Below are 25,460 nucleotides of genomic sequence, written 5' to 3'. Positions count from 1 at the left end.
TTTCTGCATCTTTGGCTGCTGCGCCGCTATCCAGTTTGGCAATGATTTCTTCCAAAGTCATGCGGCCCTGGCCGATATGTTCTCCGTTTTGGAATACCATCGGCACCGCCATGATTTTGCGTTCTTCCACTTCATCTTGGAAGAATGCGCCGTCAATCATGGTTGCAGTGGTGCCCGGGTTGTAAATCGCGATCAAGTTCAGCGCCTGAACCACATCTGGACAGTTATGGCAGCTGAGCGACACAAATACATCAAAGTCTGCAGTAAGGTTCAGGCCTTTGATTTGCGCCAAAACTTCATCAGGCACTTTAGGCGCATAGCCGGACACTTGCAGCAAGGCCAGAATCAGTGAGGTGAACTCGTGGCCCATCGGCAGGCCTGCGAAGTTGACACGCGGCTGCTCGCCGGTTTTTGCGATGCCGAAGCTTGGCGCACGGCTGTTGGTGCCGTCAAAACGCGCAGTCACCAAATCAGACAGCGCGGCGATTTCAGTCACCAATTCTTTGATTTTGTCTGATTTGTCAGAAGCATCTAAAGTCGCGACGATTTCAATCGGGCCCTCTAAACGTTCAAGCAGAGTTTTTAATTGAGCAGAAGTATTTTGATCCAACATTGCTAACGCCTCCAAAGGAGTCAATATTTATTCGATGGGTTAATAATAAGTGATTCAGATAAATAGGTAAAACAGTTTGTTTTTATTGTTGTAATCGGATTAATGGATTATTGGATTTAAATGCCTCAGCCTGCAGAGAAAAAAATCAGATCACCCGCTCTCTAGGGCGCAGCCATGCTATGCTTCGAACTGTATTTTGTGATTATTTCAGGTTTTTTTATGCTTAAAAAAGGCATCTATCAGCATTATAAAGGTCAGCTTTATCAAGTGTTTAATGTGGCAACGCATAGCGAAACAGAAGAAAAATTAGTGGTTTATCAATGTTTGTACGGCGATTATTCATTGTGGGTACGTCCTTTGGCGATGTTTACGGAAACCGTAGAGCATGAAGGTCAAACGATTGAACGCTTTAAACTGATTCAGGAAGTGGGGTAGATATTTTCTGCCGCTGAAAAGAGAGTATCAACAGCGCTGAACTGGAAAAATCTGGAGGACTGATGGGCATCACCGAAGAATTTTTAGTGCACGTGAATGCGCTGTATCAGCAGTTTCAGGCGCATGATGCGCTGCAGTCTGACCGTTTGCAGCGCTATCGGAATATTGAGCCTGAATCTGCGCAGTGTTTGGCTGTGCTGATACGGGCTCAGCAAGCGAAGCGTATTTTGGAGATCGGTACCTCAACGGGCTATTCTACGCTGTGGCTGGCCAATGCGGCGAAAAGCACATTGGGGAAAGTGACCACCATTGAAATTGATGCTGAGCGGACAGCGCAAGCCCAGACGTATGCGCAGCAGATGCATTTGCAGCATCTTGTTGAGTTTAGAACGGAAGATGCTCTGGCTTTTTTACAGCAAGCCAAAGAAAACTATGATTTTATTCTGCTGGATGCAGAACGCGCAGCTTATGTTGAATACTGGCCGTATTTGCGGAAAATATTAACAGCGCAGGGCGGTATGCTGGCGGTAGATAATGTGCTGTCGCATGCCTCTGAAGTGGAGGCCTTTATATCCTTGGTTAAAGACGATCCGCGGTATATTTGTGTGACGCTGCCAATCGGTGCAGGATTATTGCTGATTACCGCAAATTAAATTTTGATCATTTCAAATGAAAAAGCCATCAACGGATGCTTTGATGGCTGAAGAATTTTAGTGAATTGCAATAAGTAAAAAAAACCTTAAAAAAAATAGAGCCATTATTGAATGCTGATGCGGGTAAAGTGCAAGTCATATTCAAGATATTTATGCACAAAAGCGGTTTTGTCATTGCAGCGCATCATATTGTGATAAATAAATTCGGGAACAGGGTGGAATAAGTCGCCTGTGCCATTGGTATAAAAAATTTTCAAATATCGTGAAGAAGCGCTGTATTTCCAAGATTTTACAGCAAGCGGTGATCCCATAAGCAACCCCCTTGAATTATTATGATTTTAGCCAAAAAAATCGTCTTGGCTTATTTTGAAATTAAGTTAAATACGCATTCAACGATGTAGCAGAATTGTAAAAATAAATCGAATATTTAAATATTTTTCAGCAGTTAACATCACTTTAAATGATTTGGCGATAAAAGCCGGCGCAGCAATGCGCATATTTTAAAAAAGCTGAAAAAAGCGTGAATGAACTGAATGCAAAATGATTTAAAAATACTCATTGGATGAATTGCATGATATAAAAAATAAAGCTGCATCTGAATAAAACCTGATCTATTTATATATTTTGCTTGAGGAGCAGTGCTTGATTTCAGATGAAAATAACCAATGTGCAATTCCATTGGTCTCAAAGCATAAGTGCAGAACAAAATGCGCGTGCGGTTTTTACAGGCTTTGCATCAAGAGACTTTAGAGCAATAGAACAATTTTTATTTTTTCAGATCTTTAAGAGGGTGTAAGTATGAGAAAGGCGATCTGCTGTCTATTGGCGGCTTCCGGCATGATGCTGTCTTCATTGGCGGATGCATGTACGCGTGTTGTTTTTCATGGTGAAAATAATAATGTCATGACAGCGCGTTCTATGGACTGGAAATCGGACGTGGGCACAAATCTTTGGATTCTGCCAAGCGGTGTAAAGCGGACTGGACAGGCAGGGCCTCAATCAGCACGTTGGACGGCAAAATATGGCAGTGTTGTGGCCACAGGCTATGATATTTCAACGACAGACGGGGTGAATGAAGCTGGTTTGAATGCCAATTTGCTGTGGCTGGTCGAATCTGAATACCCGCAAGCTGAAAAATCAAAAAAACCGAAACTGAGCATTTCTTTATGGGCTCAGTATGTTTTGGATAATTTTTCGACTGTTGATGAAGCGGTCAAGTTTCTGCAAAAAGAACCTTTTGATGTCATGACCGATCAAGTTCCGGGTGAAAAACGTTTGGCGACACTGCATCTATCCATTTCAGACAAAAGCGGCGACAGCGCCATTGTGGAATATATCGGCGGCAAGCAAGTGATTCATCACAGCAAAGCTTATCAGGTGATGACCAATTCTCCGGTCTTTGAGCAGCAATTGGCTTTAAATCAGTATTGGAAGCAAATTGGCGGAACCACCTTCCTGCCGGGAACCAATCGCGCAGCTGACCGTTTTGCGCGCGCTTCTTTTTATATTCAGGCCATTCCAAGCAATGCTGATTCAAACAGCAGCTTGGCCAGTGTATTCAGCGTCATCCGCAATGTTTCAGTGCCATTTGGCCTGAACACGGAAGAAGAGCCGAATATTTCATCGACGCGCTGGCGTACCGTGGTGGATCATAAGCGCAATCTGTATTTCTTTGAATCTGCTGTTTCGCCCAATGTATTTTGGGTCGATTTAAACAAAATTAACTTTAAAGATGGCAAAACTAAAAAACTGAATTTAGGCAAAGACCAAAGCAAGACTTATGCAGGCGATGCAACGGCATCTTTTGCAGAGGCAAAGCCTTTCGCATTTTTAGGCATCAGTTGATGCAATAAAATTCAGCTCAAATATAGCTTATAGCCATCTTTGGCATAAGCAAAAAAAACCGCGCAAATGCGCGGTTTTTTTTATCAGTTCAATCTAATGCAGATTAGATTTTACCAACTAGGTCGATTGAAGGAGCAAGAGTTGCGTCGCCTTCTTTCCATTTAGCTGGGCAAACTTCGCCTGGGTGAGCGTGAACGTATTGAGCTGCTTTAACTTTGCGAAGAAGTTCAGAAGCATCACGGCCGATACCGCCAGCATTGATTTCGATGATTTGGATTTTGCCTTCTGGATCGATAACGAAAGTACCGCGGTCAGCAAGGCCGTCAGCTTCGATTAATACTTCGAAGTTTTTAGCAAGAGTCCAAGTAGGATCGCCAACCATTACGTATTGGATTTTTTTGATTTCTTCAGAAGAATCGTGCCAAGCTTTGTGAGTGAAGTGAGTGTCAGTAGAAACTGAGTAGATTTCAACGCCTAATTTTTGGAATTCAGCGTAGTTGTCTGCAAGGTCACCAAGCTCAGTTGGGCAAACGAAAGTGAAGTCTGCTGGATAGAAGAATACAACTGACCATTTGCCTTTAAGATCAGCTTCGGTAACTTCGATGAATTTACCGTTTTGGAATGCTTGTGCTTTGAATGGTTTAACTTCAGTATTAATTAAGCTCATCATTGTCTCCATGATTGAGGTTTGTATTTGATTTCCAATAGAGTATAGGATTTCTTGTTATTGCTGAAATGGTATTTTTACATTAAAGATATCGGAAAAACCGAACTAAGCTAAAATACCGTCTCATCAAAATTATGATTTTAAACGTTTCAGCAGTTTTATAGCGCTGTATCAGCAAAGCTGTTTTAACATTGCCATATGATGCTGAAATGACAAAACCTGCAAAAAAACATCTGTTCCTCAATTTGCCTAAGAACATGAAGCCATTGCTGCTAAAATTCAAGGCTAAATTTAAAAAAAGTTAAAATTAAAAAAAAATATATCTGCTTTATCGGGGCTGAGATGTTCTTCCGCTTCATGTCATTACAGCGTAAAATGGCGCTTTGTTGTTTTGATTAGGAATCTTGTTCTGTGCAGAGTCGTTTAAATGTAGATCAGCTTGTGATGGCGCGTGACCTTCACCGTTTAAACCGACTGAAAAAGGGCAAGGATGCAGATCAAAAACAGCATCAGGAATTATTTGAAAAATCCAATAGCAAAGTGCGTGAGCGTTTTGAGCGCATTCCGAACATTAAGCTCAATCAAGACCTGCCCGTTACTCAATATGCCGATAAGCTGATTGATGCAATTCAACAGCATCAAGTGATTATTGTGGCTGGTGAAACTGGTTCAGGGAAAACCACACAGCTGCCGCAAATTGCCATGCTCGCAGGCCGCGGTTTAACGGGTTTGATCGGCCATACCCAGCCGCGCCGTTTGGCGGCGCGCAGCGTGTCACAGCGTATTGCCGAAGAAGTCGGTGAAAAACTTGGCGAATCGATTTCCTTTAAAGTCCGTTTTAATGAGCAAGGTTCACAAAACTCTTTAGTCCGTTTAATGACCGACGGTATTTTATTGGCAGAACTGGCCAATGACCGATTTCTAACCAAATACGACACCATTATTATCGATGAAGCGCATGAACGTTCGCTGAATATCGACTTTATCATGGGCTATCTCAAGCAGCTTTTACCGCGCCGCAAGGATTTAAAAGTCATCATTACTTCGGCAACCTTGGACGTCAACCGCTTCAGCAATTACTTCAATGGCGCGCCGATTTTTGAAGTGGAGGGGCGCAGTTTTCCCGTCGAGCTGCGTTACCGTCCTATTTCTGAAATGAATATTGGCGGCAGTGATGATGATGAATTTGATGATTTTGAAGAAAATTTGCCGCGCGCCGTGGTATCTGCGGTTGAAGAATGTTTACAGGATGCACAAGAGAAAGGGCACCCTGAACATGCGGATATTCTGATCTTTGCCAGTACCGAGCAAGAAATCCGCGAACTGCAAGAAACCTTAATTAAACACGGTCCACGCCATACCGAAGTGCTGCCGCTCTTTGCCCGTTTGGCTTTGGCAGAGCAGCAAAAGATCTTTAATCCTGCCGGCGGCGGACGGCGGATTATTATCGCCACCAACGTGGCAGAAACTGCGCTGACGGTGCCGAATATCCGTTATGTAATTGACAGCGGTTTTGCGCGTATTTCACGTTATAACTACCGCTCCCGTGTACAGCGCTTGCCGATTGAAGCCGTGTCGCAAGCGGCAGCGAATCAACGTAAAGGCCGCTGCGGCCGTATCGCGCCGGGTGTCTGCATTCGTCTGTATTCAGAAGAAGACTTCCAGAGCCGTCCTGAATTTACCGAGCCGGAGATTAAACGCACCAACTTGGCATCAGTGATTTTGCAGATGCAAAGCCTCGGTTTTGGTGAATTAGAAGATTTTGATTTTATTGAACCGCCCGATCATCGTTTGGTCAATGATGGTCGTAAATTGTTGATTGAACTGGGGGCGCTTTCTGAACGTAAATCTAATCCCCCTCTTGCGGCGAAAGACGCCTCACCTGTTGAAAAAGGGGGACTTGAAAAAGCCCCTCTTTCTAAAAGAGGGGTTGGGGGAGATTCACTCACCAAAATCGGTCAGCAAATGGCGAAAATGCCGATTGACCCGCGTCTCGCGCGAATGATTTTAGGCGGCGCGCATTTTGGTGTGCTGAATGAAGTCTTGGTCATTGTGGCAGCCTTGGCTGTGCAAGACCCGCGTGAGCGTCCTGCAGACAAGCAAATGCAGGCGGATCAAAAACATGCGCTGTTCCGTGAAGCAGATTCAGACTTCCTGTTCTATACCAAGCTGTGGGATACCTTGCACTCCAACCGCGAAAGCATGAGTGAAAATAAGCGCCGCACCTTTGCGCGCAATCATTTCCTCAGCTGGCTGCGCTTGCGTGAATGGAAGAAAACCCATGAGCAATTGGTGGATCTGGCCAAAGGCTTAAAGCTGTCGTTCAATGAAAAGAAAGCCAGCTATGAAAATCTGCACCGCGCCTTATTGACCGGCCTGCTGTCTTTCATTGCCAATAAAACTGATGAACGCAATGTGTTTATGGCGGTGCGTCAGCAAAAGGCGCGGATTTTCCCAGCATCGACCTTGCATAAAACCAATACGCCGTGGGTGATGGCCTTTGAGATGGTGGAAACCTCTCAAGTGTTTATCCGGACGCTGGCAAAAATTGAGCCGGAATGGATTTTATTGGCTGCGGGCGATTTGCTGAAGCATCATTATTTTGAACCGCATTGGTCGAAAAAAGCCGGTGTGGTGAATGCCTACGATCAAATTTCATTATTTGGCTTAATTATTGAGCCGAAACGCCCGATCAATTATGAAAAGGTTGATCAGCCAGCAGCGCATGAAATCTTCCTGCGCGATGCGCTGACAACTGGAAACTTGGGTTCGAATCCGCCATTTTTGCAGCACAACTTGCTGAAATTGGAAGAAGTAGAGCGGGTGGAGGACAAGCTGCGCCGCCGCGATTTGGTGGTGGATGAAGAAACCATTTACCAGTTCTATGCCTCTAAAGTGCCGGAAGAAGTAGCCAGCCGCCGTTCATTTGAAGATTGGCGCGCAACCGTAGAGCCTAAAAATCCGCGTTATTTATTTGTGGAAGATGATGCACTGTGGCTGAATGACCGTCCAACCACACAGCTCTTTCCGGATTATTTGCGCAATGGCGAGCTGCGCCTTGCTGCCAGCTATCGTTTTGACCCAAGTCATGACGAAGATGGCGCAACGGTGAAAATTCCGGTGCAGGCTTTGCCGCAGGTCGATGAAAATATCTGGTCATGGGGCATTCCCGGCTGGCGTGAAGAGCTGATCGAAGCTTTGCTGAAAGGCTTGCCGAAAGACAAGCGCCGCAATTTGGTGCCGATTCCGGACACTGCGCGAAAATTGTCTGCGCGGATTGATGCGGTGCATTTGCAGCAGCATATTTTCAGTTTCTTGGGCTATCAGCTGCGCGGCGATCAAATCAGCGAAAAAGATTTTTCATTTGAGCGGGTAGAAGAATATCTGCTGCCGCTGATCAAAGTGATAGATGAAAAAGGCCGTGTCATTGAAAAAGGCCGCGATTTATCTGAACTGAAAGCGCGCTGCCGTACAGAAACCCATAGTCCGGTAAAACAGCTGAAAGGTGAGTTCCAGACTTTTCCTGAAAAATTTGTCTTTGAAGCTTCGCAGAAAGTCACTGGTGTGATTGTGAAGCAGTATCAAGCGCTGGTGCCTGTGAAAGACTTTGCCAGTTTGGATGCAAAAGATGAATCAGGCGTGGTGATTCAAACCTTTAATGATCAGGCCGAAGCTGTGAAACAGCACCGTGAAGGCATCATCCGCTTGGTGCATATGCAGCTGGGCGATTTGGTGCGCCAGCTGAAAAAGCAGATTTCAAAACCGCTGGCATTGGCGTATTCACCATTGGGCGACAAAGCAAAATTAGAGCAAATGTTAGTTTATGCCACACTGCAGATGGTAATAAATGAGCTTCCTGTCAATGCTGAGGAATACCAAAACTTAGTTTTAAATGTAAAAAAATCTTTCTTAACGCATGGCCAAAATGCCTTGTCGATACTGAGTGAAATCTTCATTCAATGGCAGGATATACGCCGCAAACTGCTGGTTTTAGACGATTCTGTGTTTGGGAAAAATATTGATGATATTGAGGATCAGCTTGATTTGATGAGCCTTTCAGACTTTGTTTATGTCAAATCATCCGATGTTTGGCAGGAATTTTCACGTTATTTGAAAGCCTTGGTCTTGCGTTTGGAACGCTTACCAAATAACCTGCAAAGGGACAATTCTGCCATTGATCAAATTGATCCATGGATGGAAAAATTATTTAAGTTTAAAAATGACGCTCGCCTGAAAGAATTGTATTTCATGGTTGAGGAGTTGCGCATCTCAATATTCTCTCAACCGATGAAGACCAAGATGCCGATTTCTCCTTCCCGCTTGCAAAAAGCGTGGGAAAAACTTGGAATCAATTAAGATATAGGTAATTTGAAACAGGAGTTTTACATGGGCATCCGCATTACGGGTACTGGCTTATTCCATCCGGAAGACGTTATTACCAACGAAGAGTTAGTAGAAGGTTTAAATGCCTATGTGGAACAGTACAATTTAGACAATGCTGATAAAATTGCTGCTGGCGAATTAGAAGCCCGCCGCGGTTCAAGCGCCGAGTTCATCGAAAAAGCATCGGGCGTAAAAGCACGCTATGTTGCAGAAAAATCAGGTATTCTCGATCCGAAACGTTTGCGTCCAATTCTGCATGTGCGCTCAAATGATGAATTGTCTATTCAGGCGGAATGGGGCGTAGCGGCTGCAAAGCAAGCGATGGAAAATGCAGGCGTGACTGCAGCAGACATCGATGTGGTGATTTTGTCCTGCTCAAACATTCAGCGTGCGTATCCAGCGGTTTCTATTGAAATCCAAACGGCGCTTGGTATTGAAGGCTATGCATATGACATGAACGTTGCGTGTTCTGCTGCAACTTTCGGCATTAAGCAGGCGTATGATGCGATCAAAGCAGGCGCGCGCCGCGTGCTGCTGGTCAACGTAGAAATTACTTCTGGCCATACCGATTTCCGTTCACGCGACTGCCACTTTATTTTTGGCGATGTCGCTACAGCGTCAATCATTGAAGAAACAGAAACCAAAGCCGGTTTTGAAGTGCTGGACATCAATCTGTTCACTCAGTTCTCAAACAATATCCGCAACAACTTCGGCTATTTGAACATGAGCGAAGTGGATGCGGACATCGACAACTACCGTTTCCGCCAAGACGGCCGCAAAGTGTTTAAAGAAGTTTGCCCGCTGGTTGCCAAGATGATCACCAAACAGCTGGAAAAGAACGACATTGCGCCGCAAAGCATTAAGCGTTTCTGGCTGCATCAAGCCAATGCCAGCATGAATGAATTGATTCTCAAACTGGTTGTGGGCAAAGAACATGCGCAGCCTGACTTAGTGCCAATCATTCTGGATGAATTTGCCAATACATCTTCTGCCGGCGTGATCATTGCGCTGCACCGTACTGCAGACCAAGTCAACGATGGTGAATATGGCGTACTGTGCTCATTCGGCGCAGGCTATTCTGTCGGTTCTATTCTTGTGCAAAAACACGCGGCTGCATAAGGAACCGCGCATTGCAGGCCGAGCATGGTGCAAAATGGATTAAGCGTTTCAGCGCTTTGTCCAAACTGTATTTCACGCCGGTTTTTTTAGGCGCGGAGCACATCGATGCATCGAAGCCTGCAATGTATGTCGGCAATCATACGATTTACGGTGTGCTGAATGCGCCGATGATGATCGACTATCTGTTCAATGAACATAAAGTGGCTGTGGTGAGCTTGGCTGACCACAGCCATTTTTATGTGCCGGTTTGGCGCACTATTGTGAAAAAATTCGGCGCTGTTGATGGCGTGCGTGAATATGCGCGGACACTCATGCAGCAAGGCTACTCCATTCTGGTTTTTCCAGGCGGCGGCCGTGAAGTTTTGAAGCGCAAAGGTGAGGCTTACCAGCTGATCTGAAAAGAGCGTTACGGCTTTTTAAAATTGGCGCAGGAATTTGGCTATGACATAGTGCCTTTTGCCGCTTTAGGCGGTGATGAAGTCTTCGATTTAGGTTTTGATGCCAATCATATTGTGCAAAATAAATATTTTCAGAAATTATTAAAAATTCCCAAGCTGGGTAAACTGCTGCGCTATGGAGATGTTATTCCATCTTTGCCGAGTCATTTAATTCCTAAACGCATTCCTTTTTATTTTCAATTTATGCCGCGCCAAAGCATTCGGCAGATTGAAAATTTAGAACAGCTGATGGCTTTTCGGGCTGAAATTCAGCAAGCAATCTATGCGTCACTGGAACATTTGAAGTTTGTCCGAAGCGAAAAAGAAGCATCGAAATAAAAAAATCAGTTCACGATTAAAAAATTGCATATGCATATTTTTATATCCGCGCTGAATAAGCTGCAACTAAAAATGCATCAATGCATGGATTTCAATGAGGGTTTTAATGCGCTGGGCATGTGTTGAAATGATTAGAAGGCTTGCGCTTTGCAATCATCCGCATTGAAGCATCAGCGTTGCGTTTTTGGCTAAGTTTGAACCGCTCAGATTGAAAGTTTATCTCTAAACATTTGTCATGCGCGCTTTGTAGTGGTAAATCTGTCTTCATGGCGGCATGAAATAATCTATTGTGCGGCATACCGGATCCAGTCAAAGCAGGAGGATAGATGCAAAAAGAACAGTCAGCGCTTGAATTGACGCAAGCCGCTCAGCAGCTTTTGCGTATTTCTGCTGATTTCAGCCATTTGGTGCAGGCGCAGCAAAAGCTGGCCGCTGAAATCACTGCCGATCAATTATTTAAAATGCAGCAGGAATCCTGCCGCATTCAAATTGCGCATCCTTGTTTTTATCTGCAGTTCAATCCGCCGTATTTTGCCGATGCCAAGAAAAGAACCTTGCTGCACAGCCATTTTGCATATGGCGAGCATAAGGCTGAGTTTTTAGAAGACTTTGTGCTGCATGATATTTATTTTTTAACCGGGGATTTGAAAGCCCAGCATCCCTTATTTTTGCGTTCCAAAGCTGAGCAGTTAAGAACGATTCTGGCGAAAGAAATATTTAGCGCGGTATCTGGCCTGCAGCAGCTGAAGACGGCGCTGCAGCATCTCAGCCTAACGCAGGCCCGATATATTGATGAATTGATGATGGCGCTGTCTCTGTATTCCCAGCCTGTTCTGCAGGCATCGAAGCAGCAGCATCGGCCTATTTCCAGTGAAACATTGCAGGCATTTGAAATGCTGTTCAGGCTGGATGTCGTGCAAGGGCAGGCATTTTTGCCTGTGCAGTCGGTGATGGACAGTTTTGATGAGTTTTGTTTCAGCGCTGCGCAATTTTTAGATCCTGCGGTCTACCGCATTGCATCGCTGTTTTATCGGGAACAGTTCACCCTGCATGAATTGATTGAGCTGGAAGATGATATTGCGCTGCTGTATCCGCATGCCAAAGAACGTCCGCATCTGCTGGGTTTTGCGCGCTTAATGAATCGTGAGCTTTGGAACAGTTCAGATCTTTTCGCGAAACAGCATTTTTATACGGCCAATCACCGTGTATGGCAAAAGAAAGCGGCTGCGCTGCCGGTGTTTGACAGCAGCAGAACAGTCAATTGGCTTTTTAAGCAGCCTGCGGAGGTGCTGGATTGGGTGAGTCAAAATATCCAGCATGGCAATATCCGCAATGCAGTGACCACATTGAGTTTTATTGACTGCAGTCAAATGCATCCGCAGATTATTTTAGCTGCGCTGCAGTATTTTCAGCATGTCAGCGCAAGGCTGTTTATACACAGCTGTCACGCGGTAGCGCTTGATGAAAACTGGTTTGATCATCCATCGAACCATGCTGCGGTTTTGCAGGGCACGAAGCAGGCGATGGACGACCACCGCATCGCTATTCGTCCTTCAATTCTGTATTTGGATGAATGGATGGCTTTGGCGGCCTGCATTGCACAATCAGATGCGCAGGCCATGAAAAAAGTTTATTCGCGTTTAAGCCGGGTGATGCAGGCTTTTATGCAGCAGCTGCAAAAAATGAGTGCAGATTTGCCGGAAGATTTAATGGCCTATATCTTGCCGGAGGCACAGCAAAACCGGGATTTTTATGCAGTTCTGCAGCGCCATAAATTGCCGCAGGACGCCTTCCGCCAAGCATTTTATTTGCAGCGCGGCACCGTGCGGAAAAACATTTTTGATGCTTATGTGCGCGATTATCTGAGCGCTTATTTCAGCGCTGTGAAGCAAGTACCTAAAACGGTGACATGGACTGGGCTGTTTCATCAGGCGGCAGAATGGCACGGCAGCATTCAAAAAGAAGAAATTTTGGCGAAACTGAAAAAAGAATTCAGCCCGTCCGCTTGGCAGCCATTTTGCGCGGCCGCGGAATTGAAGTTTGAACAATGGAGATTTCAGGAGTTGCAGACGCTGGAGCGGATCATTGAAGAGTCGCTTAAGCAGCAGAATTGCCTGGCCGCCAGCTATGCGCAGCGTATTGCTGAAGAAGAGTACAGCGCATTTCATATGACCCATAGCAGCCAGCCGCTGCGTATGACTTTGGGCTGCATCCGCCAGCATGGCCAATTAATATTTGATCAGCTGGAACTTTCCAACAATGAAAAAGCCGATGAACCCTCAATACAGGCTGCGAAACAATTCATCGAATGGCTGAACGCCAAGATTTATAAATAAAATAATGAAGTGAAATTACTTTAAATAGAGATGTTTACGTCCATAATGTTTGAGATGGCGGAATTGCTTCGGGCGCTTTATGCTTAACTTTTTAGCCAAAACTCGTTAGGCTATAGCCGTTCTTTCAGGGTATGGGTTGTATGAAACAGGAAACTGCACTTAAGTTATTAAAAGCGGGCGAAAATGTCTTTTTGACAGGTTCGGCTGGCGCAGGCAAAACCTATACTCTGAATCAGTACATCAATTACCTTAAAGCCCGTAAAGTGACTGTGGCCATTACGGCTTCGACCGGTATTGCCGCCACGCATATGAATGGCATGACCATTCATACTTGGGCCGGCATTGGCATTAAAGATGCGATTTCAGAAGATGAACTGAAACGCATGAAAGAGCGCAAATACCTCAAAGAACATTTAGAAAATGCGCAAGTGCTGATCATTGATGAGATTTCCATGCTGCACGCCAAACAGCTGAATCTGGTCAATAAAGTGCTGAAATACTTTAAAGAAAGTGATGAAGCTTTTGGCGGTGTGCAGGTGATTGCTGCCGGGGATTTTTTCCAGCTGCCGCCAGTCGGCAAAAAAGCAGAAAGCAACCGGGATAAGTTCTGCTTTATGTCGGAAGCCTGGGTTGAGGCGAAATTCCGCGTCTGCTATTTGACTGAACAGCACCGTCAGGGCAATGATTATTTAAATGATATTCTGAATGCCATCCGTGCGCAGTGCATTACGCAAGACCATCTGCAGGCTTTAAATCAAACCCGCCAGCAGGATATCGGTGACACCTTTACCCGCCTGTATACGCACAATATGGACGTAGACAGCATCAACTTTAAACACCTGAATGAAATTGATCAGGAATCCCGTCAATTTGATGCGCAGTGCGACGGCAATGACAAACTGATTGAAACTTTAAAATCCTCGGTCCGCGCACCGGAAAATCTGACCTTGAAAAAGCATGCTAAAGTTATGTTTGTGAAGAACAACTTTGATTTGGGCTATATCAACGGCAGTTTGGGTGAAGTGATTGCCTTTGAAGAAGATGATGAATATGGCGTGCTGCCGAAGGTAAAATTGACGGACGGCACGACTTTAATTGTCGAACCGGAAACATGGTCTGTTGATAATGATGAAGGCAAAACCATTGCCAGTTTTCAGCAAATTCCGCTGCGTTTGGCATGGGCCATCACCATTCATAAATCTCAGGGCATGACCTTGGAAGCTGCAGAAATCAATTTGGCGCATACTTTTGAAAAGGGGCAGGGCTACGTTGCGCTGTCGCGTTTAAAAGCGTTGGCTGGCCTGCGCTTGCTCGGCATCAATGATCAGGCGCTGGAACTGGACAGTTTGGCCGTGAAAGCTGACCGGCGTTTTCAAGAGCTGTCTGCAGAGGCGGATTTGCATTTTGAAAATGCGGATTTTACTGCGCAGCATAAAGCGTTTATCCGCCACTGCGGCGGTACGCTGAATGAATATGAAATTGAGCGCAACGAGAAAAAACTGGCGAAATCCGGCGGCAAGCAAAACTTTGCGTCTGCGACGCTGGATGAAACCCGCGCGTTATTTGAAGACGGTTATGAAATTTCGGATATTGCAGTGGAGCGCGGTTTAACGCCAGCCACCATTATCAATCATTTGGGCCGTTTGCAAAAAGAGCAGGGCTTGGATATTTCAGTGGCCAATCCCGGTGAAGACGCCGTTGATCAAGTGCGTAAAATTTATAAGCGCTTAACCAAGCGCAACGATGCGGAAAATTTCAATGATGACGGCAGCATTAAGCTCCGCCCAATTGTGGAGTTGACCAGTCCGCGTATGGGCTATGACCAAGTCCGTTTGGCGCTGCTGTTTGTAGAATAATTTCCCAGCGTTAAAGAATGTGCATCAATTGCTGAAGCAGCTGGATTTCATTTTTTGATGCATCAGTTAAACTGATGCATCATTATCGCGGATAAATTTGACGGATATGACTTTTACAGCTTGGTATGCGCTTCGCAAGTTTGTCTACAATAATTTGCATAATGAAGACTATGAAACGGCATTCAGCCGAGCGGTCAATTACTTCCTGATTTTGCTGATTTTAGGCAACGCAGCGGCTGTACTGCTGGAATCTATCAATGATATATATCATTCCTACCGCATATTCTTTGATATTTTTGAACACATTTCCATTGTGGTCTTCAGTATTGAATATGTATTGCGGTTTTGGTCTATTGCCGAGCAGGAACCTTTTGAATCCGGCTGGAAAAACCGGCTGAGATGGATCAAAAGCGGCGGCGCAGTGATTGATCTGCTGGCGATCTTGCCGGCATATATCAATTTCTTTGTACCGATTGACTTGCGCTTCTTGCGTATCCTCCGCCTGCTCAGGCTATTGAAGCTTACCCGTTATTTCGTTTCCTTGCAGATTTTGCTGCGTGTGATTGATCGTGAAAAAGGTGCATTTCAAGCGGTTCTTTTTATCCTCAGCATCATGATTGTCATGGCTGCCGCATGCATTTATGTGGTGGAAAGCAAGGCGCAACCGCAGGTCTTCACCTCTATTCCGGCTTCGATGTGGTGGGCTGTTGTGACGCTGACCACGGTGGGCTACGGCGATGTCACGCCGATCACGCCTTTAGGCCGTTTCCTCGGTGCGCTGATTACCATTTTGGGCGTAGGCTTAGCGGCTTTGCCGGCCGGTATTTTGGCCAATGGCTTGGCCAATGAGCTGGAGCAGCGCAAGCAGTTTCTAGAGCTGAAATTCAGGGAATTGCTGTACCACTCAGAAATTGATCTGGTCATTGATCAGGATAAAATAGAAGAAATCCGTAAAGACATTGGCCTCACGAAAGAGCAGACGCAGGATATTCTGCTGCAGCTGATGCGTGAGCAGCGTGAAGAAGCTTTAAAGCAGGAGCGTGAGCAATTTGATTATTGTCCGCATTGCGGGAAGAAACTGCCGGAACTTTGAGATGCATGCGCCAGATCGTGAATTCCATAAAATCAGAAAAATGACATTCTGTGCTGCCTGCTGTTCAACATAGGTTTGCTGCGCAATAAGAGGAATACCCGCGATTTTCCTGCTTTAATTGGCCTGTTCTAATTCTCAGCACTTCAATTTTAATGTGAATTAAATGCTTTTAATATATGTTAAGATGAATAATATTCAGTATTAAAAAATCTGAAATGAGCGCTCTGCGCTGTCTGGATTGAGTCTTATCGCAAGTGTGGGAATTGCCATCATGTTGGAAATACGTCATTTAAAAACCTTAACAGCACTGAGAGAACACGGTTCTCTGGTTTCGGCTGCCAATGATTTATGCTTAACGCCTTCTGCTATTTCCCATCAGCTGAAAGAATTGGATCATTGGTATGGTGTAGAAGTGGTCAACCGCAAAACGCGTCCTGTGACTTTTTCTAATGTTGGACAGCGTTTGCTGAAATTGGCTGATGATGTCTTGCCGCAAGTGCAGATTGCACAATCGGATATTACCCGCATTGTGCATGGCCAAACGGGGCGCATTACTTTTTCGTCTGAATGCCACAGCTGCTTTGACTGGCTGATGCCGCTACTGAATGTCTACCGTCAGCAATACCCGGATGTCGATTTGGACTTCGCTTCCGGTTTTGAAGCGAACCCGCATGAATTGCTGCAAAATGCAGAATTTGACTTATTGATTACGGCCGATCCCATTACCTTAAAAGGCATTGAGTACTTTCCCATTTTTGAGTATGAATCCCGGCTCGTGCTGTCACATACGCATCCGCTGGTGCGCACAGACAACATCACGGTTCAGGATTTGGCCAATGAGACGCTGATTACCTATCCGGTGGATAAGCACCGTTTGGATATTATGGCGAAGCTGTTCATTCCTGCAAATATTCAGCCGAAAAATATCCGCACCACGGATTTAACCCAAATGCTGATTCAGCTGGTCGCCAGCGGGCGCGGCATTGCTGCGTTACCGGATTGGGTGGTGAATGAATATGAACAAAAAGGTTGGGTGACTTCGCGCCGTTTGACTTGCGTTTCTCCGAATGGTTTGCGCCGTACGCTGTATGCTGGATTCAGAACGGAAGAGAAAGAAAAAAGCTATTTTGAAGGCTTCTTGAAACAGCTGGAAAAATTTTCCCAAAAACGCACAACCTATTATTCGGCTTAACGCGGGCTGTGAAAGAGGGATAATTATGCAGACTGCATCACAAATGCGGCCTGCATTTTTTGACAGGGTTAACAAATTGTTGATTTTTAGCCTATACATTATAAAAAATAATTTTTAAAATTAAACAAATATGAGTTTTTCAAGAGCCATTTATGCCTAAGTCCAAGCAGCCGACGCCGAAGCAATTAATGTCTGTAATTCAAACGCAAACAGCGATTGCAAAATTAGGTCTGGATTTAAACGCCGTGATGACTCTGGTGGCTGAGCAGGCGCAATCTTTAACATCGGCAAAAGGCTCCGTGGTGGAGTTGGCGGAAGATGGGGAGATGGTCTACCGTGCGGTTTCCGGCGGCGCGGGCCATTTGCTGGGCTTGCGCCTGCATCAGAAAAACAGCTTGTCTGGCTTGTGTATTGAAGAAAATAAAACCCTGTACTGCAAGGATTCAGAAGCGGATGACCGTGTGGACCGGGAGGCCTGCCGCAAAGTCGGTTTGCGTTCTATGGCGGTGGTGCCGCTGATTCATTGCAATGAAGCGATTGGCGTATTGAAAATTTATTCCGAGCGCGCCGATGCCTTTAAAGAAGGCGATTTGCAGCTGCTGGGCTTAATGTCGGAACTGATTGCCGCAGCCATGTATCATGCCACCAAATATGGCGCGCAAGAGCTGTATAAGCTGGCGACTCAAGATAATTTAACTGGTCTGGCGAACCGCGCATTGTTTCTGGACTGTTTGCGTCAAGGCTTGGAAAGCGCCAAGAAGAATAAAAAAGTCATAGGCATCTTGATGATTGATATGGATGGCCTGAAACCGATTAATGATCAATATGGCCATCGGACGGGGGATGCGGCGCTACGGGAAATTGGCCAGCGGATTGTGAGCCATACCCGCAATGAAGATTTAGTGGCGCGTTTAGGCGGGGATGAATTTGCGGTGATTCTCACCAATATTGCTGATTTGGACTTGGCGACCAAAGCCATGAATCGGATCGCGGAAACCTGCGGCTTGCCTTTTGTTTTTGAAAATATCAGTTTAAAGATTGGCGCAAGCATTGGATTGGCCGTCTATCCAGAAGATGCGCAGTCTATAGAGCAGTTGATGGAAGCTGCGGATTTAAAAATGTATGACAATAAGCGTCAGCGCAAATTGCAGATTCTTAAAACAGGCACAAGCTGACTGAATAATTTACCTCATCCGAAGCATTGAGTGTGGCTAGGCGAGGCGGCTGAAACTTGTACCGGATGAGGGCAGTTCGTGATTGTCTATACACATTTTTCAGTTTTTTATTGCCTTTATTCATTGTTTTTACAGTAAAAAACATCATGATGCAGTTTTTAGATCATCAAATGCACAATCAAAAGCTGCAGTATTTCGGACTGCTTTTCATAAAAAAATCAATCCTGCCAACAAAGAAATGGCCAGTATTGACGAAGCTACAGTCACGCTGAATGAAAAAACATCTCCAATTTCTTACGGCTATGATTTGAAAGAAAGCTGGAAAAACAGCATAAACACTGAAGCGATGATTTTTGGCTTTTCAGTTTAAAGGCTTACAGCAGGAGCATGCTGCAAGCCCTTTTTTCATTCTTGGCCTGATTAAAATAGTTGGATCTACTATTGTTCCGCTATGCAGCGCTGAACAAATATTCAGGCGGTTTGGGCTGCTTAGATTTTTTGCGCCAGCAGTGTAGCAAAACGCTGTTTAATGCGGTTGCCTTGCGCATCGGTGCGGTGCAGCTCACCGACATTTTCATTGTATTTTAGAATCTTCCAGCCCAAATAATATTCATTTAATTCATTGTGTTTAAAGCTGAATGGAAAATCAGCCTGTACGGGGTAATCTGCCGTGTCCATGGCGCAGACAATTAAGTTAAAGCCTTCGGTTTCAGTCGCCCGCTGCATGTTCTCAATAAGATGAGGAATGGTTTGACGCTGCAGGAACATCATGACCACTGTGCAGCAGATAAAATCATACTGACTGTCAATATTGGGGTCGGCATTCAGATCGCGGGTTTGCGTATGAATGCTGGTGATCTGCTCCGCCTGAATCACATCATTGAGCTTTTGGATGCTCATGGCGTTGACATCCCAGGCATCCACTGCAAAGCCGTGCTGCGCCAAATACAAGCTATTTCGTCCTGTGCCGCAGCCGACATCCAGCGCCTTGCCCGGTTTTAAATCCGGCAAAGCCGCAATAATTTCGGAGTGTGTCGGAGTGAGCTGATATTTTTTGGCAAAATAGTCATCAGGGCGGCAATAAAAGCTGAGCTGGCATTTCGCATCTGCACTGGCCGCTAGAATTCTATGCCATGCTTGCGGGGCAATAAACGGCGGCTGCTGGTCTGCAGTAAATTGATGTTCAGAGAGTGTCTGGCCGGATTCATCCAGCATTGCAAAATCGATTGTTCCCTGAAGGATTTGCAGTTTTGCCCACGTACCGGCTTTGGTGTTGTGCGCTTTTAAAAACGCAGCTGGAATGGTTTCGGCTGTCCAAGCAGGCAGCTGTTTATAGCAGATTAAATTTTCCATAAGGGATTATCCTATAAAGGGGCAAAACTTTAAAAATTTACAATAACCGGCAGCATATTATTGGGTGCAGCTCTGAAACAGCATGAGTGCAAGTGAATGCGGCATCGTAAAAGCATCGCTGATAGGAATGTACCATGCGCGTGCATATTTAGGGGCAATTTGCAGTGCGGTTCTTTTTAGAAAGGAAAAAATTGGGCTAGATAAAAATACGGAGAAAAACCGCTGCAGCATCAAAAGCTGGGGCATAAAAAAAGCTGCAGATGATGCAGCTTTTTTGCGCTGGAAGAGCTTAAACCGCAGCCGCTTCTAAAATCTCAAAATCATGAGTAATTTCGACGCCGCCGTCAGTCAGCATTTTGCTGGCTGAACAGTATTTTTCTGCAGACAGTTCCACCGCTTTAGCGACTTGTTTTTCTTTGACGCCATTGCCAGTAATGACGAAATGTAGATGAATTTTGGTAAATACAGCAGGAATAGTGTCTGCCCGGTCAGCTTTTAATTCACAGCGCACATCGGTAATGTCTTGGCGCGCTTTTTTTAAAATGGTCACAATGTCAAAAGATGCGCAGCCGCCAAGCCCTGTAAGGATTAGCTCCATTGGGCGGGCACCGCGGTTTTCACCGCCGTATTCCGGCGATCCATCCATGATTATAGTGTGGCCGCTTTGAGTTTTTGCTTCAAAAGCGACATTCTCTAGCCAATGAACACTCGATTGCATTGCAAGTCCTTAAAAAAAGCTATAAATTTACGCAGTACCTGTACACTAACATAAATGGAGTTGATAAGGAATTTCATCTCTTGCGTGTGACAAGTTCATTTTAGGTCTTGTGCGATCTATAAATTATCCATAATCGGAACTGTTAGCATGACTTCAAGCTTTTCACAACTTAGCACTGATGCACTGTCTCCAGGACAACTCCCAGAGTCAGTAAAAGCATTATTAAAACGTGCATATATTAACCGTTATCCTAAACGTACGACTATCGTTGATGCAGGATCAGAATCTAAATCTTTGTATTTAATTCTGAAGGGGTCTGTATCCATCATTTTAAGTGAAGATGATGACCGTGAAATCGTCGTTGCGTATTTAAACGCAGGGGACTTTTTTGGGGAGATGGGTCTATTCGAAGCAAATGCACAGCGTACTGCGGAAGTCCGCACGCGTGATGTCTGTGAAATTGCTGAAATTACCTATGAAAACTTTCATGAATTAAGCAAGCAATATCCAGATTTGAGCTATGCTGTATTTGCTCAGCTGGTGCGCCGCTTGAAAAATACAACACGCAAAGTGACGGACTTGGCGTTTATAGATGTTTCAGGCCGTATTGCCCGCTGTCTAATCGATTTATCTTCGCAGCCAGAAGCAATGATTTTGCCGAATGGCCGTCAGATCCGCATTACCCGTCAAGAAATTGGACGTATTGTTGGCTGCTCGCGTGAAATGGTGGGCCGTGTTCTGAAAACACTGGAAGAGCAAGGCATGATTGAGACCGACGGCAAAGCGATCTTGATTTTTGATGCGTCTTTAGAAGCGAACAGCGATTTTTCTGCAGATGAGCTTGACGACGAAGAATAATCCATTCCTAGCCAGATAAAAAAAGCAAATCTTCGGATTTGCTTTTTTTATGCCGGTTTTTTATGAATTTTAGAACAAAATTTGATGAAATAATGATTTAAATCTTCACGTGATTTTGGTTAGTCTAGTTACATTCTGTATTTAGCAGTGCAAAGGTGATTTACAGCCATGATTGAGTGGAATGCACTGGGTGCAGCCATTCGCTGCATACATCATCTAAAAATGGAAATTCATAAAGGACTCAAAAAAATATGCAATTTAAAACCCTAGGCGCCTCAGGGATTCAAGTGCCGGAAATCTGTTTAGGCACCATGACTTTTGGTGAGCAAAATACACAAGAAGAAGGTTTCGCGCAGCTGGACTATGCTCTGGAGCGCGGATTGAACTTTTGGGATACAGCAGAAATGTATCCTGTACCGCCTAAGCCAGAAACCCAGGGCGCAACAGAGGCGGTTATTGGCAATTGGCTGGCTGCGCGCAGCGGGCGGGACAAAATTATTTTGGCCTCAAAAATTGCAGGGCCTGCGCAAGGCGGCAGCCAAATTCGAGGCGGTCAGACCCATTTTAGCGCTGCGGATATCGAATCAGCGCTGGATGGCAATTTAAAACGCCTGCAGACAGACTATATCGACCTATACCAGCTGCATTGGCCGCAGCGTCCGACAAACTTCTTCGGCCAGCTGGGTTACAGCAATGCAGAAGCGCACAGCGAGCGGGAAGTGACGGATTTGGCTGAAACCCTAACGGCGCTCAGCAATGAGGTGAAAAAGGGCCGCATCCGCCATATTGGCTTGTCGAATGAAACCCCATGGGGCACGCTGAAATTTTTGCATCTGGCCGAACAGCTGGGCTTGGAAAAAGTGGTCAGCGTACAAAACCCTTACAACCTGCTGAACCGGACTTATGAAATTGGCATGTCTGAAATTGCGAAATATGAAGGCGTCGGCTTGCTGGCGTATTCGCCTTTAGCCTTCGGTTACTTAACCGGTAAATTCCGTAATGGCGCGCGTCCTGCAAATGCCCGTGTGACGCTGTTCAGCCGTTTCAGCCGTTACAGCAACCCGCAAAGTGAATGGGCAACCGAACAGTATGCGCTGCTTGCCGAACAGCATGGCCTAACTTTACCTCAGCTGGCTTTGGCCTTTATTAAACAGCAGTTCTTTGTGACAAGTACCATCATCGGCGCAACCAGCATGGCGCAGCTGCAGGAAAATATTGATGCTTTTGAAACCAATCTTTCAGAGGAAATCCTGCAGGGCATTGAAGATATTCACCGCCAGCAGCCGAATCCGGCGCCTTAAACAGCAGCATACATCTCGTTGAAGGAAAAGGCTCATTGAACAATGGGTCTTTTTTTTGCCGATGCATGCTGTAAATCAAGATGCTAATTGATTGAAAAAGCATGCATTTCTACGCTTTGAAATATCCTTTAAAAAAATACGGAATTATTTCAGCGATAAGACTTGAAAAAAAATTCAAGCATACCAATATTAGTATTGAAATCCATTAATTGTATATGTATAAGTTTTTGAAAAATATATATAAATTAAGTTGAAATATTGCTGACCGTTCCCATATATCCATCAAGTACAAAATTTGTTGTGAGGAATAACAAGAATGCGTTTTGAAAAATTCACAAACCGCCTGCAGCAAGCCTTATCCGATGCACAGTCATTGGCGATGGGCAAAGACCATACGGCGATTGAAGGTATCCATATTTTAGCGACGCTGCTGGAAGAGGCTTCAAACCTGAGCCTGTTGCAGCAATCCGGTGCAAATCTCCCTGAACTGAAAAGCAAGCTGAATCAAGCGCTGGCTGATGCGCCGACCTTGGACAATCCAACAGGCGACATCAATTTAAGTCCAGATGCCGTGAAAGCGCTGAATTTGGCGGACAGCTTTGCGCAAAAGGCAGGAGATGAATTCCTGTCTACCGACTGGGTAATCTTGGGCTTGGCGGAAACAGGCGCGACCAAAACCTTATTGAACAGTGCCGGTGTAAAATCAGAAAGCCTGCGCAATGTCATTACAAAAATTCGGGGAGATGAAAAAGTCATGAGCAATAATCATGAAGATCAGCGTGACTCATTGAATAAATATACTTTAGACCTGACCGAACGTGCATTGGCGGGCAAACTGGATCCGGTGATCGGCCGTGATGATGAAATCCGCCGCACCATCCAAGTGCTGTCGCGCCGCACCAAAAACAACCCAGTGCTGATTGGTGAGCCGGGTGTCGGTAAAACCGCGATTGTAGAAGGTTTGGCGCAGCGTATTGTGAATGGTGAAGTGCCGGAAAGCCTGAAAGATAAACGGGTATTGTCGTTGGATATCGGTTCTTTGCTGGCGGGCGCGAAATACCGCGGTGAATTTGAAGAACGCCTGAAAGCCGTGCTGAAAGATTTGGCGAAACAGGAAGGTGCAGTCATTCTGTTTATTGATGAATTGCATACCTTGGTCGGTGCAGGCAAAGGCGATGGTGCAATGGACGCCGGCAACATGCTGAAACCTGCTTTGGCGCGCGGTGAATTGCGCTGTGTAGGCGCAACGACTTTAGATGAATACCGTCAATTCATCGAAAAAGACGCAGCCTTAGAACGCCGCTTCCAAAAAGTTTTGGTCGATGAACCGAGTGTAGAAGATACCATTGCGATTTTGCGCGGCTTGAAAGACCGTTATGCAACGCACCACGGCGTGCAGATTTTAGACTCCGCGATTATTGCTGCCGCGAAAATGTCGCACCGCTATATCACAGATCGTCAATTGCCGGATAAAGCCATTGACCTGATTGATGAAGCCGCTTCACGCATTAAAATGGAGCTGGATTCTAAGCCGGAAGCATTGGATAAGCTGGAACGCCGTTTAATTCAGCTGAAAATGCAGCTGGAAGTGGTGAAGAAAGATGATGACGCAGGCAGCAAAGCTGAAGTGGCGAATCTTGAACGCCAGATTTCTGATGTCCAAAACGAATACAATGATTTGGAAGAGGTGTGGCGCGCAGACAAAGCGCTAGTTGAAGGCAACAAAAGCATTCAGGTGAAGCTGGATCAAGCGCGCATTGCGCTGGAAAAAGCGCAGCGTGAAGGCGATTTAGGCGAGGCTGGCCGTCTGCAATATGGCGTGATTCCGGACTTGCAAAAAGAGCTGGAGCGTATTGAAGCGGCTGAAGAAAATGAATCGCCTAAACTGCTGCGCAATAAGGTGACAGACAACGAAATTGCCGAAGTGGTCAGTGCCGCGACGGGGATTCCGGTCGCTAAGATGATGCAGGGTGAGCGTGAAAAACTGCTGCATATGGAAGACTTCCTGCATAACCGCGTGGTGGGTCAGGACGAAGCTGTTGTGGCTGTATCCAATGCCGTACGCCGTTCACGCGCTGGTCTTTCAGATCCGAACCGTCCAAGCGGATCGTTCCTGTTCTTAGGGCCAACGGGTGTTGGTAAAACTGAATTGACCAAAGCTTTGGCGAACTTTCTGTTTGACAGCGATGATGCCATGATCCGCATCGACATGTCAGAGTTCATGGAAAAACATTCCGTCAGCCGTTTGGTTGGTGCGCCTCCGGGCTATGTCGGCTATGAAGAAGGCGGTGTATTGACCGAAGCTGTGCGCCGTAAACCGTATAGCGTGGTGCTGTTCGATGAGGTGGAAAAAGCGCATCCAGACGTATTCAATATTTTGCTGCAAGTGCTCGATGATGGACGCTTGACTGATTCACAAGGCCGCGTGGTGGACTTTAAGAATACGGTGATTGTCATGACGTCCAACTTAGGTTCAAGCGACGTGCGTGAATTGGGTGAGGGCGCAACAGATGCTGAAGTTCGTGCTGTGGTGATGAATGCGGTGACTCAGCATTTCCGTCCGGAGTTCATTAACCGTATTGATGAGCTGGTGGTGTTCCATTCGCTGCAAAAAGCTCAAATCCGCGGTATTGCTGATATTCAATTGTCGCGTTTACGTTCACGTTTGAGTGAAAGAGATATGAGTTTAACGGTGGAGGACAGTGCATTTGATCAATTGATTGATGCTGGCTTTGATCCGGTGTATGGCGCACGTCCATTGAAGCGCGCTATCCAGCAGCAAGTCGAAAATACCCTGGCTCAGAAGATCTTAGCAGGTGAATTCCAAGCTGGAGATACGATTGTTATCCGCGCCGAAAATGGGCACCTTAATTTTGATAAATTAAAATTAAGTTAATTTCATTTGATTAATTGATTGAAACATCAATAAAAACCCAGCTTAGGCTGGGTTTTTTTATCCCTATTTTTAGTCAACGCCTGCCGCATTTTTCGTTTAAATATGTAAAGCAGATTGCGTTTTTTTGAGTGATAGAATTAATATGAGCATCATTATAAAAATCAACAGTGTTGTCCCAAACTGTTAAAAAC

At 45.5% G+C, this 25,460-nt stretch carries 19 protein-coding genes and 1 pseudogene; 15 read left to right on the top strand and 5 right to left on the bottom strand.

Going from position 1 to position 25,460, the window contains the following annotated elements; all coding sequences use genetic code 11:
- A partial coding sequence (locus tag ACE3T3_RS14325; RefSeq protein ID WP_374665968.1) for a thioredoxin family protein occupies nucleotides 1-613 on the bottom strand: 613 nt, incomplete at its 3' end.
- 219 nt (nucleotides 614-832) lie between these two features.
- Between ACE3T3_RS14325 and ACE3T3_RS14320 the strand changes: the two genes are divergently transcribed.
- Both ACE3T3_RS14320 and ACE3T3_RS14315 read left to right on the top strand, forming a co-directional pair.
- On the top strand, nucleotides 833-1,048 hold the full coding sequence (locus tag ACE3T3_RS14320) for a DUF1653 domain-containing protein (protein ID WP_374668086.1): 216 nt from the start codon (nucleotides 833-835) through the stop codon (nucleotides 1,046-1,048).
- Nucleotides 1,049-1,110: 62 nt separating this feature from the next.
- Complete coding sequence (locus tag ACE3T3_RS14315) at nucleotides 1,111-1,701, top strand: O-methyltransferase (RefSeq protein ID WP_374668084.1); 591 nt, start codon at nucleotides 1,111-1,113, stop codon at nucleotides 1,699-1,701.
- Nucleotides 1,702-1,805: 104 nt separating this feature from the next.
- Here the strand turns inward: ACE3T3_RS14315 and ACE3T3_RS14310 are convergent, their stop codons facing one another.
- Nucleotides 1,806-2,012, bottom strand: coding sequence for a KTSC domain-containing protein (locus tag ACE3T3_RS14310; RefSeq protein WP_374668083.1), 207 nt, complete (start codon nucleotides 2,010-2,012; stop codon nucleotides 1,806-1,808).
- A gap of 487 nt (nucleotides 2,013-2,499) precedes the next feature.
- On the opposite strand from ACE3T3_RS14310, the gene ACE3T3_RS14305 reads away from it, so the two are divergent.
- Complete coding sequence (locus tag ACE3T3_RS14305; RefSeq protein WP_374668081.1) at nucleotides 2,500-3,546, top strand: linear amide C-N hydrolase; 1,047 nt, start codon at nucleotides 2,500-2,502, stop codon at nucleotides 3,544-3,546.
- A gap of 103 nt (nucleotides 3,547-3,649) precedes the next feature.
- On the opposite strand, the gene ahpC is transcribed toward ACE3T3_RS14305, so the two are convergent.
- A complete protein-coding gene (gene ahpC, locus ACE3T3_RS14300; RefSeq protein ID WP_374668079.1) occupies nucleotides 3,650-4,213 on the bottom strand; it encodes an alkyl hydroperoxide reductase subunit C in 564 nt (187 codons plus the stop codon).
- 411 nt (nucleotides 4,214-4,624) lie between these two features.
- Between ahpC and hrpA the strand changes: the two genes are divergently transcribed.
- The 9 genes and pseudogenes from hrpA to ACE3T3_RS14255 all read left to right on the top strand — a co-directional run bounded on the left by hrpA (nucleotide 4,625) and on the right by ACE3T3_RS14255 (nucleotide 18,513).
- Entirely contained in the window at nucleotides 4,625-8,569 is a 3,945-nt protein-coding gene (gene hrpA, locus ACE3T3_RS14295) for an ATP-dependent RNA helicase HrpA (RefSeq protein ID WP_374668077.1), read from the top strand.
- 30 nt (nucleotides 8,570-8,599) lie between these two features.
- Nucleotides 8,600-9,715 (top strand): beta-ketoacyl-ACP synthase III, encoded by a 1,116-nt coding sequence (locus ACE3T3_RS14290; protein ID WP_374668074.1) that lies wholly within the window; start codon nucleotides 8,600-8,602, stop codon nucleotides 9,713-9,715.
- A gap of 11 nt (nucleotides 9,716-9,726) precedes the next feature.
- A pseudogene (locus ACE3T3_RS14285) lies at nucleotides 9,727-10,491 on the top strand (lysophospholipid acyltransferase family protein).
- 326 nt (nucleotides 10,492-10,817) lie between these two features.
- Nucleotides 10,818-12,827 (top strand): hypothetical protein, encoded by a 2,010-nt coding sequence (locus ACE3T3_RS14280; protein WP_374668072.1) that lies wholly within the window; start codon nucleotides 10,818-10,820, stop codon nucleotides 12,825-12,827.
- Between the two features lie 140 nt (nucleotides 12,828-12,967).
- Nucleotides 12,968-14,683: an AAA family ATPase gene (locus ACE3T3_RS14275; protein WP_374668070.1), complete on the top strand. Its 1,716-nt coding sequence runs from the start codon at nucleotides 12,968-12,970 to the stop codon at nucleotides 14,681-14,683.
- A gap of 106 nt (nucleotides 14,684-14,789) precedes the next feature.
- Complete coding sequence (locus ACE3T3_RS14270; protein ID WP_374668068.1) at nucleotides 14,790-15,776, top strand: ion transporter; 987 nt, start codon at nucleotides 14,790-14,792, stop codon at nucleotides 15,774-15,776.
- A 271-nt stretch (nucleotides 15,777-16,047) separates the two neighbouring features.
- Entirely contained in the window at nucleotides 16,048-16,968 is a 921-nt protein-coding gene (locus tag ACE3T3_RS14265; RefSeq protein ID WP_374668066.1) for a LysR family transcriptional regulator, read from the top strand.
- 152 nt (nucleotides 16,969-17,120) lie between these two features.
- Complete coding sequence (locus tag ACE3T3_RS14260) at nucleotides 17,121-18,143, top strand: diguanylate cyclase domain-containing protein (RefSeq protein WP_374668064.1); 1,023 nt, start codon at nucleotides 17,121-17,123, stop codon at nucleotides 18,141-18,143.
- An 82-nt stretch (nucleotides 18,144-18,225) separates the two neighbouring features.
- Complete coding sequence (locus tag ACE3T3_RS14255) at nucleotides 18,226-18,513, top strand: hypothetical protein (protein WP_374668062.1); 288 nt, start codon at nucleotides 18,226-18,228, stop codon at nucleotides 18,511-18,513.
- Between the two features lie 119 nt (nucleotides 18,514-18,632).
- Here ACE3T3_RS14255 and tehB read toward each other — a convergent pair whose 3' ends face one another.
- Together tehB and ACE3T3_RS14245 are read right to left on the bottom strand one after the other, a co-directional pair.
- Nucleotides 18,633-19,496, bottom strand: coding sequence for an SAM-dependent methyltransferase TehB (tehB, locus tag ACE3T3_RS14250; protein ID WP_374668060.1), 864 nt, complete (start codon nucleotides 19,494-19,496; stop codon nucleotides 18,633-18,635).
- A 289-nt stretch (nucleotides 19,497-19,785) separates the two neighbouring features.
- Complete coding sequence (locus tag ACE3T3_RS14245; protein ID WP_374668058.1) at nucleotides 19,786-20,214, bottom strand: OsmC family protein; 429 nt, start codon at nucleotides 20,212-20,214, stop codon at nucleotides 19,786-19,788.
- Nucleotides 20,215-20,361: 147 nt separating this feature from the next.
- Between ACE3T3_RS14245 and crp the strand changes: the two genes are divergently transcribed.
- The 3 genes from crp (at nucleotide 20,362) to clpB (ending at nucleotide 25,269) form a co-directional block, all read left to right on the top strand.
- Nucleotides 20,362-21,072, top strand: coding sequence for a cAMP-activated global transcriptional regulator CRP (gene crp, locus ACE3T3_RS14240; RefSeq protein WP_374668056.1), 711 nt, complete (start codon nucleotides 20,362-20,364; stop codon nucleotides 21,070-21,072).
- A 251-nt stretch (nucleotides 21,073-21,323) separates the two neighbouring features.
- The gene (locus ACE3T3_RS14235; RefSeq protein ID WP_374668054.1) at nucleotides 21,324-22,373 is read left to right on the top strand and encodes an NADP(H)-dependent aldo-keto reductase; all 1,050 of its coding nucleotides are present in this window, start codon (nucleotides 21,324-21,326) and stop codon (nucleotides 22,371-22,373) included.
- Between the two features lie 316 nt (nucleotides 22,374-22,689).
- Nucleotides 22,690-25,269 carry an ATP-dependent chaperone ClpB gene (gene clpB, locus ACE3T3_RS14230; protein WP_374668052.1) on the top strand — a complete coding sequence of 860 codons (2,580 nt, stop codon included), beginning with the start codon at nucleotides 22,690-22,692 and terminating at the stop codon, nucleotides 25,267-25,269.
- Nucleotides 25,270-25,460 lie beyond the last annotated feature (191 nt).

Origin of the sequence: Acinetobacter sp. (genome assembly GCF_041919735.1) — a bacterium.
Taxonomy (GTDB): Bacteria; Pseudomonadota; Gammaproteobacteria; order Pseudomonadales; family Moraxellaceae; genus Acinetobacter.
This window is presented reverse-complemented; position numbering and strand designations above follow the sequence as displayed.

Coding starts and splice junctions, on each gene's coding strand:
- ACE3T3_RS14320 (WP_374668086.1), top strand. CDS start 833: ATGCTTAAAAAAGGCATCTATCAGCATTATAAAGGTCAGCTTTATCAA.
- ACE3T3_RS14315 (WP_374668084.1), top strand. CDS start 1,111: ATGGGCATCACCGAAGAATTTTTAGTGCACGTGAATGCGCTGTATCAG.
- ACE3T3_RS14310 (WP_374668083.1), bottom strand. CDS start 2,012: ATGGGATCACCGCTTGCTGTAAAATCTTGGAAATACAGCGCTTCTTCA.
- ACE3T3_RS14305 (WP_374668081.1), top strand. CDS start 2,500: ATGAGAAAGGCGATCTGCTGTCTATTGGCGGCTTCCGGCATGATGCTG.
- ahpC (WP_374668079.1), bottom strand. CDS start 4,213: ATGAGCTTAATTAATACTGAAGTTAAACCATTCAAAGCACAAGCATTC.
- ACE3T3_RS14290 (WP_374668074.1), top strand. CDS start 8,600: ATGGGCATCCGCATTACGGGTACTGGCTTATTCCATCCGGAAGACGTT.
- ACE3T3_RS14280 (WP_374668072.1), top strand. CDS start 10,818: ATGCAAAAAGAACAGTCAGCGCTTGAATTGACGCAAGCCGCTCAGCAG.
- ACE3T3_RS14275 (WP_374668070.1), top strand. CDS start 12,968: ATGAAACAGGAAACTGCACTTAAGTTATTAAAAGCGGGCGAAAATGTC.
- ACE3T3_RS14270 (WP_374668068.1), top strand. CDS start 14,790: ATGACTTTTACAGCTTGGTATGCGCTTCGCAAGTTTGTCTACAATAAT.
- ACE3T3_RS14265 (WP_374668066.1), top strand. CDS start 16,048: ATGTTGGAAATACGTCATTTAAAAACCTTAACAGCACTGAGAGAACAC.
- ACE3T3_RS14260 (WP_374668064.1), top strand. CDS start 17,121: ATGCCTAAGTCCAAGCAGCCGACGCCGAAGCAATTAATGTCTGTAATT.
- tehB (WP_374668060.1), bottom strand. CDS start 19,496: ATGGAAAATTTAATCTGCTATAAACAGCTGCCTGCTTGGACAGCCGAA.
- ACE3T3_RS14245 (WP_374668058.1), bottom strand. CDS start 20,214: ATGCAATCGAGTGTTCATTGGCTAGAGAATGTCGCTTTTGAAGCAAAA.
- crp (WP_374668056.1), top strand. CDS start 20,362: ATGACTTCAAGCTTTTCACAACTTAGCACTGATGCACTGTCTCCAGGA.
- ACE3T3_RS14235 (WP_374668054.1), top strand. CDS start 21,324: ATGCAATTTAAAACCCTAGGCGCCTCAGGGATTCAAGTGCCGGAAATC.
- clpB (WP_374668052.1), top strand. CDS start 22,690: ATGCGTTTTGAAAAATTCACAAACCGCCTGCAGCAAGCCTTATCCGAT.